Here is a 10518-nt window from a genome sequence, read left to right as displayed (position 1 = left end):
CGGCTTTCGTAATACCTGAGGAAGAGAGAAACGGGGAGGGGAGTGATGACTTCATAGAGGAGACCAGTAAAAAACCATGGGAAGGTTCCATCGACATCAAGCTCCTCGCAATAGTTCTCATAGCCCTTGGACTCGTGCTCCTTATGAAGCCTATCGTGCCGGTTACCGTTGACAGGACAACCGCCGTCGCCCTGGGTCTCCTCGTCTTGGGTTTTCTGCTCCTCCTGAGGGGTGATTGAGATGAAAACCGCTGGAGTGTTTCTCGTCTTAATAGGCATCACGATGCTCCCCCTTCAGTTCCGGCCAGCTTTCCTCGAGCCCCTTAGGATCTACGCACCCTACATTAGAGGGGCCTTCTGGGGAGTTATGTTCATCGCCGGTGGCCTCTACTTTCTCGCTAGGGGCTTCTGGAGGAGGCTCGTGCTTTTCCTTTACCTCCTCTACCTAGTACTATACCTGGTGGTGTAAATGGAGCGGTGGGAAATAGTCAGGGCCTTCATAACCGGCCCTCTGGTTGAGGTTGCTCTGCCGAAGCCCGGCAACGTGAACAGGTTCAGGGACTTTAGGGATTTGAGCGTTTACAACTTCCTCGTCGCTTACCCCGCGCTGGTAGGTATATACCACGAAACCGTCAGGAGGGGGGAGCTGATACGCTCAGGAGTTCTCTCTCCAGCTGAGGCCGGTCTTGGGGAGCTTATAAGGAGAAGTGCAGAGGCCACAAGGCGCGTCCAGTCAGGGAACCCGGACTTCGGGGTTCTCGTGCTCTCGATACCTCTGATAGCGGGTCTGGCATTAACTAAGAAGCTGAGCGAGGGAGGTGAGAAGGCGAGGCTTCTCCTTGAGGAGTCCAGTGTCAGGGACACGATGGAGCTTTATCGGGCCATAAGGATACTCGAGCCCAAAGGAATACCAAGGGGGGTTAAGTACGACGTCTACTCCGAGGATGCCTTTGAGGAGCTCTTCAGGGATAGGGTCAACCTGATGAGGCTGGCCGAGCTCAGCTGTCCGAGGGAAACGATCTTCTGTGAGTGGCTGAACTCCTACGGGATAACCTACGGGGCCTTCTCAAGAATATTAAGGCTGGCGAAAGAGATGCCCCTTGAGGATGCATCCGTGAGGCTCTTTCTTGAGCTGCTGGCCGAGAGGGGGGACACCCTAATCAGGAGAAAGGCGGGAGAGGCCGAGGAACTGCTCGTCAGGAAAAGGGCCAGGGAAGTCATTGAGGGAAAGCTCTCCATTGAGGAGTTCGACGCCTTCCTCAGGGAGGAGGGCGATCTTAGAAACCCGGGGAGCACCGCTGACATAGTCGCGGTCGCTTTGAGCCTCGTCTTCCTGAGCGGTGTCGGTGTGGAGATGAAGAACGGCAGGGCCTGGCTCACGGCACGACCCTGAACCTCTTCGCAGAGTTCTCATAACCAAGAACTTTGCTGTCAACGACGAGGGCGTCTCTCCCGAACTCCTCAACCACCCTAACTGGAAGACCCGAGAGCTCGGCCACCTCTTCGTCCCCACCAAATTCTTCGTTCACCTGCTCTCTTATGAACTCGTAGGCTTCTCTGCCGACTATGACCACGTCCGGCTCGTAGCCCTCAAGTTTGAGCTCGTTGGCCTTCTCCTCGATCGAACTGAGCACCCTTATCAGGTCGCCCCTCACTTTGAACACCTGAGGAAGTTTTCGGGGTTGAATTTAAGGCTTTCTAATCAGGGGGTCGAAGGCCCTTTGATGTCGTTTATCATAACCTTGATTCCACCAGGCCTAAGCCTGCCCCTGTCCTGTTTGGGGGGGGGGCAGAGGATAACCCACACGGTTGGGCTGAGAGGGGAGGCATGGGCGCTACAACCGCCGCTTTCTCTAAAACCGTTGAGGTTCCGGCTATGTAGGGAGTTGAGGGGGAGTTAACCTCTGGGAACTATCTCCAGCGAGTAGGTCAGCTCCGCACCGCTGAGCTTCACGTGGGCGCTGGCAGAGCAGTACTTGTCCTGGCTCAGTTCTATCGCCCTCTTAGCTTTCTCTTCCCTCACGTTCCCGTAGACCCTATAGTGGATGTGGACTTTGGTGTAAACCTGCGGGTGCTCCTCCCTTCTCTCACCGCTTATCTCAACCTCAAGCCCCTCTACCGGCTCGCGCATCTTCTTGAGTATCATAACGACATCGTAGGCGGTGCATCCCGCGACGCTCAGGAGAAGGAGGCGCATCGGGCTTATACCACCTTCCCCGAGTATGACCGAGCACTTGTCGCCCTCAATCCTGCCTATGAACTGGTAGTCCTTGAACCACTCCACCCTTCCCTTTATCGGCTCCCCCATCATAACCACCTGAGAGGGTGAGGAAAGTCCTTTAAAAGCCCTTTCCCAGGTTGTATCATGTACATAAGGCCCTTCGACCCTTGGAAGTCGAAGCTCTGCACCTGCCCCTTCAAGTACACCCTGAACGTCTATACCGGCTGCGACCACGCGTGCGTTTACTGCTACATAACGAGCTACATCCCCAACGCATTCAAAGTTAGAACCAAGAAAGCCCTCCTTCCTAAGCTGGAGGGGGAACTCAGAAAGTTTGACAAGCGCTTCATAATAGCCTTGTCTTATTCCTCCGACCCTTACCCGACCGTCGAGCGGAAACTGGGAATAACGAGAAAAGTCCTCCAGCTCTTCAAGAGATATGACGTCAGGTGCCTTCTCCTGACCAAATCTGATGTCTTCGAGCGCGACATAGACGTCCTGAGTGAGCTCAAGTGCGCGGTTGGGATTACCGTTACGACAATTGATGAGACCAAGGCAAGGCTCCTTGAGCCCAACGCCCCATTGCCCAAGGCAAGGATAAGGGCGCTGAAGAAAGCTGAGGAGGCAGGGATTCCCGTTTACGCGCGCATAGACCCGATAATACCCTTCTACACATGGGAGGACTTCGAGGAAACGCTTGACGCCTTGGACTTCGTTAGTCACATAACCGTCTCAACACTCAAGCTAAGACCGGACTCAAAGAAGAGGATGTTCGCCAAGTTCCCTGAGCTTATGGGGAAGCTCTGGCCCCTCTACGAACGGGGGGAGCGGATTGGTGGCTACTACTATCTTCCCAGGGAGCTGAGGTTTAAAATACTCAGGGAAGCGGAGGAGAAGATACTAGGGAGGGGAATCACGTTTGGGTCGTGCCGTGAGGGCTACCGTTCGTTTCCGAGCTGTGATGGCTCTCACCTTGTCCCCCGCTGAGCTCCCCCTCCATTCTCTCCCTCACTTCGGCCTCTATTTTCCTCCTCATGAGTTCCTCCAGCTCCCTGTGCCTTCCCGAGGCTGCGTTGACAAGGGCCCTGTAGAGGGGCACCATCTCCTCCAGGTACTCCGGTCCCCACTGGACGCCCAGGAGAAACCCCTCACTGGACTCTATAGCCTCAACAAGACCATCTATCGCGAATGCCACCGGTCTAAGCCCCTCTCCAACCCTCTTTATGGCCTGATGGTGGAAACTGTTGACCCACGTCCACGCCTCATTGGTGTTCTCCACGTTGAGGACCTCCTTCAGGATGGAGTAGAGCAGGGAGTCGGCCTTTACCCTTATCGTGTGGAGCCTCTGCTCCGGCCTCGCGGTTTTCATGTTCCAGTCATGTTTTATCGCCTTCGGGATTTCGTAGACGTCCTGGTAGAGGGTTCCGCCGAGGGTGATGTTTATGATGTGCATACCCCTTCCAATGCCCATCACAGGGATTCCCCTTTCGATGGCCTTCTTGACGAGCTCAATCTCGAACTCATCCCGAGCAACGTCAACTTCTCTAAGCTTTGGAGATGGGTCGCCACCGTAGAAGCGTGGGTGCACGTCCGGGCCCTCTATCAGGAGCAGTCCGTCTGCTACTCTCAGAACTTCCTTTGGCTCGGTTTCTACCGAGAACACCGCTGGCAAGCCGCCTGCCTTTGAGACCATTGAGAGGTGCTCATGCGGCGCGTAGATACGTCCTTCACTAAAAGAATCTATGATAGCTATCAGGGGCTTCATGTAACCACCGGGACTGAATAAGAAGGGAAGGTAAAAAGCTTTTCTCAAGCCCGAGAGCGGATCTCCTCCTCGATTACCTCCGCGAGCCTCTTGATGCCTTCGCGTATCTTCTCCTCGGGCACGTAGGTGAAGTTGAGCCTCAGGGTGTTCTTGACCTCGCGGTGGGCGAAGAAGGCCTCCCCCGGAACGTAGGCGACGCCCTTTGAGACCGCCTTTTCGAGCATCAGCTTGCTGTCAATCCCTCCCGGAAGCGTTACCCAGACGAACATCCCGCCGTCTGGTCTCGTCCATTCAACGCCCTCCGGCATGAATTCCTCAAGGGCTTTGAGCATGGCATCGCGTCTCGGCTTGTAGAACTCGATGATCTCAGGTATGTGCTTGTCAAGGTGGCCATCCTCAACGTACTTCCACGCTATCGCTTGGCCGAGTGTGTTGGTGCACAGGTCAATGCTCTGCTTGGCTATCTCCATCTTCCTTATGAAGTGCGGGTGGGCCGATATCCAGCCAAGGCGGAGTCCGGGGGCGAGTATCTTTGAAAACGTTCCGAGGTAGATAACTCTTCCTTCGTCGTCGAAGTGCTTTATCGGTGGGATGGGCTCACCTGAGTAGCGGAGCTCGCTGTAGGGGTTGTCCTCAACGATTATGAATTCATATTCCCTGGCGAGTTCTATGAGCTTTTTCCTCCTCTCAAGGCTCATTGTTACGCCCATCGGGTTCTGGAAGGTCGAGACCGTGTAGAGAAGCTTTACGCGCTTGCCCTTCCTTTCGAGTTCCTCAAGCTTCTCCCCCAGTACGTCAATCCTCATGCCATCGTGATCCATCGGTACACTGACAAACTCGGGGTCGTAGTAGCTGAACGCCTGGAGGGCAGCCAAGTAAGTCGGTGCCTCGACTACCACGACGTCACCGGGGTTTATGAAGACCCTGCCGATCAGGTCGAGGGCCTGCTGGCTGCCTGCCACCATCATTATCTCGACCTTGCTCATTGGAATGCCGTAGCGTTTCTCCATCCACCTCGCCAGGGCCAAACGGAGTGGCGTAAAGCCCTTTGTAGTGCCGTACTGCAGGGCTTTGTCGGCGTGGTTGGTCAGAACGTCCTCCGTTATCTTCCTGATGAGCTCAACGGGAAACGTCTCCGGTGCCGGTAAACCTCCTGCGAGGCTTATGATGTCGCTGGTCTCGACGAGTTTGAGCAGTTCCCTAATTTCAGAGGCCTTCATCTGGAGAGCTTTCTCGGAGAAGAAGGACTCGAAGTTCAGTGGCTCCGAGGCGAGCTTCCTTTCGAGTTTTTTCCGCATGACAACCACCCCAGTGAACACGTCTGAACACGTAATCAACTCTATACACTAAAAAGTTCGGGCCGTTCGTTATAAACCTTTCCCAAAATCCGGTTTTGGACTTTACAAAGGTAAAGCAGGCTTCTCTGGTAGATTTAAGGTCATTGAAGGACTTTTTAATGCAGCAATGTACTGGAAACCTCTATAAACCCGACCTCCCTAAGGGTAGTTTACCGGGGGTGATCCGATGGTCGCCAAGGAAGTGCTCGAAATAGCCGGGAAGATCAAGAGTATGGAAATCCGCGGTGCCGGGACAATAGCCAGGGCAGCAGCGAGGGCCCTCATGATACAGGCCGAGCAGAGTAAGGCTAGAACAGTCGATGAGTTCTGGGACGAGATGAAGAAAGCCGCAAAGATACTCTACGAGACGAGGCCAACGGCGGTCTCCCTACCAAACGCGCTCCGCTACGTGATGCACCGCGGGAAGATAACCTACTCCAGCGGGGCAGACCTGGAACAGCTGAAGTTCATAGTCATCAACGCCGCAAAGGAGTTCATCCACAACTCGGAAAACGCTGTCAAGAGGATAGGGGAGATAGGTGCCAAGAGGGTTGAGGAGGGGGACATCATAATGACCCACTGCCACAGCAAAGCCGCGATAAGCGTCATGAAGAGGGCTTGGGATATGGGCAAGGACATAAAAGTGATAGTCACCGAGACGAGGCCCAAGTGGCAGGGTAAGATAACGGCCAGGGAGCTGGCGGAATACGGTATTCCAGTTATATATGTGGTTGACTCAGCGGCGAGGCACTACATGAAGATGACCGACAAGGTCGTCATGGGTGCTGACAGCATAACCGTCAACGGTGCGGTTATAAACAAGATTGGAACTGCCCTGATAGCGGTGACCGCCAAGGAACACCGCGTCTGGACGATGATTGCAGCGGAAACCTACAAGTTCCACCCGGAGACGATGCTCGGCCAGCTGGTGGAGATAGAGATGCGCGATCCAACAGAGGTTATTCCGGAGGATGAGCTGAAGACTTGGCCAAAGAACATAACCGTCTGGAATCCAGCCTTCGATGTTACCCCGCCTGAGTACGTTGACGTCATAATAACCGAGCGTGGGGTCATACCGCCGAGTGCAGCCATAGACATCCTGAAGGAGGAGTTCGGCTGGGCACTGAAGTACAGAGAGCCCTGGGAGGAATGAGTTCCTTTCTTTTTTCACCGTTAGGGTTTAAAACTCCGAACCCTTTTATACCACTTAGGACAAGGGCATAGGGGTGAACGCTCATGAAAGCTTACCTTGCTGAAAACGTCAGGGGCATGTACGCCTTTGACGGTGGAGGAGACCTCATCGCCACAAGGCCTTTCCCTGGAAAGCCCGAGGCGAGCCTTGACAGACTCCTCAAGGGCCAGCCGGTTGAGGAACTGCTCTCATTCCTAGACGAGCTGAGGGAGAAAGGCTACACCGAGTTCACCGTTGAGGATCCGGAGCTGGCCAGAAACCTGAAGGATCTGGGCTACCAAGCAACCGCCGAGTTCCCGAACGTGGCAGGTGAAAAGCTCCGCTCCGGCCCGGCCGAGTTCCTCGGTGAAAAGTGGTTCGAAGAGTATTACACTGTTGGCATCGCTTTGACGAGGCTCCGCATACAGGAGCAGAGCGGAGCGAGAGACAAGATGATAATCCAGGCCATTGAGGCCCTTGATGACATTGACAAGGTCATCAACCTGCTCGTTTCAAGGCTGAGGGAGTGGTACGGCCTCCACTTCCCAGAGCTGGATGAGCTACTGCCGAAGCACCAGCAGTACGCTGCCTTCGTTAAGGAGATAGGCCCGAGGGAGAACATAACGAGGGAGAAGCTTGAAAAACTAGGCTTCCCTGACGGAAAAATCGAGAAGATACTCAACGCCGCTGAGAAGTCTATGGGAGCTCCCATCGGCAAGTTCGACAGCGAAATCATAAGGAAGCTTGCGAGTGAGATAGGTGACCTCTACAGGCTCAGGGAGCAGATAGAGGACTACCTTGAGATGGCTATGGATGAGGTTGCCCCGAACGTAAAGGCCCTGGTTGGGGCGAAGCTCGGCGCCAGGTTGCTCAGCCTTGCAGGTGGCCTTAGAGAGCTTGCCGTAATGCCGGCTTCAACGATTCAGGTTCTTGGAGCGGAGAAGGCCCTCTTCAGGCACCTAAGGAGTGGGGCTAAACCACCCAAGCACGGCGTCATCTTCCAGTATCCGGCAATCAACCGCTCGCCATGGTGGCAGAGGGGCAAGATAGCGAGGGCCTTAGCTGGAAAGCTGGCCATAGCTGCTCGTGTGGACTACTTCTCGGGCGAATACATAGGTGGGGAGCTCAAGAAGGAGCTTGAGCAGAGAGTCAAAGAAATCAAGGAGAAGTACCCGAACCCGCCGAAGAGGAAGGCCAAGCCGGAGAAGAAGAAAAAGAAGGAGAAATTCAAGGGCAAGAAGGGCAAGAAGTTCGAAAAGAAAGAGAAAGCCAAGGGAAAGAGAAGCGAAAAAGGTGGAAAGGACAAAAAGCCCAGGAAAAAGAAGGCTAAGGGCGGAAAGAGGTGAGGTGGATGAAGGTTAAGAAGCACAGGTTTCCCGGCGTTTACCTCGTCGTTGAGGACGATGGGAGTGAGAGGATAGCAACCAAGAACCTAGTTCCGGGACAGAGGGTTTATGGTGAGAGAGTTATTAAGTTCGAGGGGGAGGAGTACAGGATATGGAACCCGAGCAGGTCTAAGCTCGGTGCAGCGATACTCAACGGATTGAAGAACTTCCCTATTAAGCCAGGTTCAACGGTTCTCTACCTCGGGATAGCGAGCGGAACTACTGCATCCCACGTGAGCGACATCGTTGGCTGGGAGGGTAGGATATTCGGTGTTGAGTTCTCACCGAGGGTTCTCAGGGAGCTCGTTCCCATCGTTGAAGAGAGGAGGAATATCGTGCCAATACTCGGCGATGCAACGAAGCCTGAGGGCTACCGTGCGCTCGTTCCAAAGGTGGACGTCATCTTCGAGGACGTCGCCCAGCCTACGCAGGCGAAAATCCTCATAGACAACGCTAGGGTTTACCTCACGGGGGGAGGTTATGGCATGATATCGGTCAAGAGCAGGAGCATTGACGTTACAAAGGAACCCGAGGAGGTCTTCGAGGAGGTCGAGGGGGAGCTCTCAACCTACTTCGAGGTCGTTGAGAGGCTCTCCCTTGAGCCCTACGAGAAGGATCATGCGCTCTTCGTCGTGAGGAAGCTGTGAAAGCTGGTGATCCCTTATGGACACCCTTTTGATTATTCGTTTTTTGGGAAACTTGGGTCTCTCTCAGGATGAAGTTGAGAGAATAATACATAATAACAAGGTGAAAAACCTCTTAGAGAAAATATTATTTAAATATCGGCTTCTATCCTCAGATGGATATCAATTAAAGCTTAATGGCTCTAGGAGGGAGGTTTCACTAGAACAAGTGCTGGAAAATCTTGACAGGATTCTTGATGCATTCATTTTTATAAAAACACAAATACCAATGATGCCAGATGAAAGACGTCTGTTTTATTCTATGCTATCCTTTCTCAGCCTCGATGAGGCTCAGCTTACGGTAATCATAAGAGATCAATATATTAAGCGAATTTTGGAAATTGCCCATGCCCTGCTCAAAGTTGAAAGAGAGATAGACAAAATAGCACAGATCTTAAAAGATTATGAGCTTATAAACAGGTTAATGTTACTAGGTGCGGAATACCTTCCTCAATATGCCGGGACTGTATCCTTTGATGAATTGTTGAAAAGAGCAGGGTGCATTGTATCAGCTTTGAACTTTCTGATCTACCGCGAGAAGTACTTGGACATCTTGGATAAAGTTTATGAGTCATCAACTTCGGTTCTGTGGTCCGATGAGGGCATACAAGATGCAGAGCTTAAAGAAATCTTGATAAAAATAGTCCGGGCCTCAAAACAGAAGCGGGATAAACTCAAAAATTGCATTTCTACAAATGCTGATCCAGCCGTTCTCATACTAGAGGCATTTACCAATGGTTGCAGTGTTTTCTCCGATTTTATAACATCATCAAATCAGGAAAGAAAGGAAACAAGCAGAATTTATAGAGAATTCATACAACCGTATGAAGTTATTGTCCGGAGAAAGGTTGTCCTCATTGAAGAGATGCTCAAAAATGAGTCATCTCTCCAGTTTCTGAATCTCTCCAGTAATGGACTTGAAGAACTAAAAACACTAGCTAAGCGGATAAATAGTGAGTTATCCACCGTCAACCTGTATCCTTGGGAATTTCCTTATGCACTCAAAAAGATAGATCAGGCAAGAAATACAATCTGTGAAAACCTCCGAAGAAGTGTGAAAAGCCGCGGAAATGATGTTTTCAGTTTATGCACAGGTCTAAAATACGTGGCGGATTTATGTGGAAATTCACTGGATATCACTATAGTTCTCAAAAGTCTAAGAAGCTGATTTTCGCCTATCGACGAAAAACACTTTCACTTTCACCGAAAGGCTTTTATAAGTCCCGCTGGAACCTTAGGCGAAGTTGCATTCAGGTTTTCAGGTGATGCCCGATGAGAAAACTGTTGAGACCGGATCGTGAAGTGGGCATAGTCGGCTACGGTGCCTACGTCCCAATGTATAGAATCAAAGCGGAAGAGATAGGAAGAGTATGGGGAGTTTCGAGCTTTCCAATCGAGGAGAAGGCAGTTCCAAGTCTGGATGAGGATGCCCTCACGATAGGTCTCGAAGCGGCAAGGAACGCCCTAAAGAGGGCCCGCATTGACCCCCAGCTCATTAGGGCGGTCTGGTTCGGGAGTGAGAGCAAGCCCTATGCTGTTAAGCCAACTGGCACTATCATAGCTGAGGCGATTGGTGCAACGCCCGACGTTAGCACCGCTGACTTCGAGTTCGCGTGCAAAGCCGGAACAGAGGCCCTTCAGACCGCGATAGGTTTTGTTGGTTCGGGAATGACGGACTATGCGATGGCGATAGGTGCCGACACGGCTCAGGGCAGGCCGGGTGACCACCTTGAGTTCACGGCTGGAGCCGGTGGGGCGGCATTTATAATCGGCCCGAAGAGCTCCGAGACCGTTGCCTACTTTGAGGGGGGCTATTCTTACGTCACAGATACGCCCGACTTCTGGAGGAGACAGCATGAGCACTACCCGAGGCACGGTAACAGGTTCACGGGTGAGCCGGCTTACTTCCACCACATCATCAACGCCGCCAAAACGCTGATGGAGGAACTCGGTCTTA

At 52.7% G+C, this 10518-nt stretch carries 12 protein-coding genes and 1 pseudogene; 9 read left to right on the top strand and 4 right to left on the bottom strand.

All coding sequences use genetic code 11. From position 1 onward, the window contains the following. The 3 genes and pseudogenes from MVD07_RS01910 to MVD07_RS01900 all read left to right on the top strand — a co-directional run. Positions 1–239: pseudogene (locus MVD07_RS01910) on the top strand (hypothetical protein); the annotation flags it as partial. 1 nt (position 240) lies between these two features. Further along, positions 241–468 carry a hypothetical protein gene (locus MVD07_RS01905; RefSeq protein WP_297497896.1) on the top strand — a complete coding sequence of 76 codons (228 nt, stop codon included), beginning with the start codon at positions 241–243 and terminating at the stop codon, positions 466–468. After that, a complete protein-coding gene (locus MVD07_RS01900; protein ID WP_297497893.1) occupies positions 469–1392 on the top strand; it encodes a triphosphoribosyl-dephospho-CoA synthase in 924 nt (307 codons plus the stop codon). On the opposite strand, the gene MVD07_RS01895 is transcribed toward MVD07_RS01900, so the two are convergent. Continuing rightward, positions 1376–1654: a family 4A encapsulin nanocompartment shell protein gene (locus tag MVD07_RS01895; protein ID WP_297497905.1), complete on the bottom strand. Its 279-nt coding sequence runs from the start codon at positions 1652–1654 to the stop codon at positions 1376–1378. The two genes, MVD07_RS01900 and MVD07_RS01895, sit on opposite strands and share 17 nt — an antisense overlap. 242 nt (positions 1655–1896) lie before the next feature. After that, complete coding sequence (locus MVD07_RS01890; protein ID WP_297497902.1) at positions 1897–2307, bottom strand: OsmC family protein; 411 nt, start codon at positions 2305–2307, stop codon at positions 1897–1899. 57 nt (positions 2308–2364) lie between these two features. On the opposite strand from MVD07_RS01890, the gene MVD07_RS01885 reads away from it, so the two are divergent. After that, positions 2365–3207 carry a radical SAM protein gene (locus tag MVD07_RS01885; protein WP_297497891.1) on the top strand — a complete coding sequence of 281 codons (843 nt, stop codon included), beginning with the start codon at positions 2365–2367 and terminating at the stop codon, positions 3205–3207. Here the strand turns inward: MVD07_RS01885 and MVD07_RS01880 are convergent. Together MVD07_RS01880 and MVD07_RS01875 are read right to left on the bottom strand one after the other, a co-directional pair. After that, on the bottom strand, positions 3134–3985 hold the full coding sequence (locus MVD07_RS01880) for a gamma-glutamyl-gamma-aminobutyrate hydrolase family protein (protein WP_297497888.1): 852 nt from the start codon (positions 3983–3985) through the stop codon (positions 3134–3136). The genes MVD07_RS01885 and MVD07_RS01880 overlap by 74 nt on opposite strands. A 44-nt stretch (positions 3986–4029) precedes the next feature. After that, a complete protein-coding gene (locus tag MVD07_RS01875) occupies positions 4030–5283 on the bottom strand; it encodes a PLP-dependent aminotransferase family protein (RefSeq protein ID WP_297497899.1) in 1254 nt (417 codons plus the stop codon). Between the two features lie 226 nt (positions 5284–5509). Between MVD07_RS01875 and MVD07_RS01870 the strand changes: the two genes are divergently transcribed. From MVD07_RS01870 to MVD07_RS01850, 5 genes are all read left to right on the top strand, one after another. Continuing rightward, the gene (locus MVD07_RS01870; RefSeq protein WP_297497885.1) at positions 5510–6475 is read left to right on the top strand and encodes a ribose 1,5-bisphosphate isomerase; all 966 of its coding nucleotides are present in this window, start codon (positions 5510–5512) and stop codon (positions 6473–6475) included. 83 nt (positions 6476–6558) lie between these two features. Then, positions 6559–7839 carry a C/D box methylation guide ribonucleoprotein complex aNOP56 subunit gene (locus tag MVD07_RS01865; RefSeq protein WP_297497882.1) on the top strand — a complete coding sequence of 427 codons (1281 nt, stop codon included), beginning with the start codon at positions 6559–6561 and terminating at the stop codon, positions 7837–7839. A gap of 5 nt (positions 7840–7844) precedes the next feature. Continuing rightward, positions 7845–8525, top strand: a complete 681-nt coding sequence (locus MVD07_RS01860) for a fibrillarin-like rRNA/tRNA 2'-O-methyltransferase (RefSeq protein WP_297497879.1) — start codon at positions 7845–7847, stop codon at positions 8523–8525. 16 nt (positions 8526–8541) lie between these two features. Continuing rightward, positions 8542–9729 carry a hypothetical protein gene (locus MVD07_RS01855; RefSeq protein WP_297497875.1) on the top strand — a complete coding sequence of 396 codons (1188 nt, stop codon included), beginning with the start codon at positions 8542–8544 and terminating at the stop codon, positions 9727–9729. Positions 9730–9833: 104 nt separating this feature from the next. Next, positions 9834–10518, top strand: a 685-nt coding sequence (locus MVD07_RS01850) for a hydroxymethylglutaryl-CoA synthase (RefSeq protein ID WP_297497872.1), incomplete at its 3' end; no start/stop codon positions are given.

The organism is Thermococcus sp., assembly GCF_027008145.1.
Classification (GTDB): domain Archaea; phylum Methanobacteriota_B; class Thermococci; order Thermococcales; family Thermococcaceae; genus Thermococcus.
This window is presented reverse-complemented; position numbering and strand designations above follow the sequence as displayed.

Bases quoted from the DNA above. Each gene is read 5' to 3' on its own strand.
- MVD07_RS01860 (WP_297497879.1), top strand. From the start codon at position 7,845: ATGAAGGTTAAGAAGCACAGGTTTCCCGGCGTTTACCTCGTCGTTGAG.
- MVD07_RS01870 (WP_297497885.1), top strand. From the start codon at position 5,510: ATGGTCGCCAAGGAAGTGCTCGAAATAGCCGGGAAGATCAAGAGTATG.
- MVD07_RS01880 (WP_297497888.1), bottom strand. From the start codon at position 3,985: ATGAAGCCCCTGATAGCTATCATAGATTCTTTTAGTGAAGGACGTATC.
- MVD07_RS01885 (WP_297497891.1), top strand. From the start codon at position 2,365: ATGTACATAAGGCCCTTCGACCCTTGGAAGTCGAAGCTCTGCACCTGC.
- MVD07_RS01890 (WP_297497902.1), bottom strand. From the start codon at position 2,307: ATGGGGGAGCCGATAAAGGGAAGGGTGGAGTGGTTCAAGGACTACCAG.
- MVD07_RS01900 (WP_297497893.1), top strand. From the start codon at position 469: ATGGAGCGGTGGGAAATAGTCAGGGCCTTCATAACCGGCCCTCTGGTT.
- MVD07_RS01875 (WP_297497899.1), bottom strand. From the start codon at position 5,283: ATGCGGAAAAAACTCGAAAGGAAGCTCGCCTCGGAGCCACTGAACTTC.
- MVD07_RS01865 (WP_297497882.1), top strand. From the start codon at position 6,559: ATGAAAGCTTACCTTGCTGAAAACGTCAGGGGCATGTACGCCTTTGAC.
- MVD07_RS01855 (WP_297497875.1), top strand. From the start codon at position 8,542: ATGGACACCCTTTTGATTATTCGTTTTTTGGGAAACTTGGGTCTCTCT.
- MVD07_RS01905 (WP_297497896.1), top strand. From the start codon at position 241: ATGAAAACCGCTGGAGTGTTTCTCGTCTTAATAGGCATCACGATGCTC.